We start from the raw sequence: 248 nt of genomic DNA on the forward strand, positions 1-248 counted from the left end.
TGAGATCTCTCCCACTGACGTATCATTTGGTCCGCCCGAAACAGGTTGGCCAGCGTGAATAACATCGCCAGTTGGTTATCGTTTTTCAGCAACCCCTTGTATCTGGCTTTCACGAAGCCGAACTGTCGCTTGATGATGCGAAATGGGTGCTCCACCTTGGCCCGGATGCTGGCTTTCATGTATTCGATGTTGATGGCCGTTTTGTTCTTGCGTGGATGCTGTTTCAAGGTTCTTACCTTGCCGGGGCG

The 248-nt window shown here is 51.6% G+C and carries 1 protein-coding gene; it reads right to left on the reverse strand.

The annotated features are described in order from the left end of the window. Window positions 1-248: transposase (locus tag ACLHZ1_RS20895; protein WP_427263571.1), on the reverse strand; the 248-nt coding region annotated here is incomplete at both ends.

Origin of the sequence: Aeromonas sobria (assembly GCF_050266975.1) — a bacterium.
In the GTDB taxonomy this organism is placed as follows: Bacteria; Pseudomonadota; Gammaproteobacteria; order Enterobacterales; family Aeromonadaceae; genus Aeromonas; species Aeromonas sobria_B.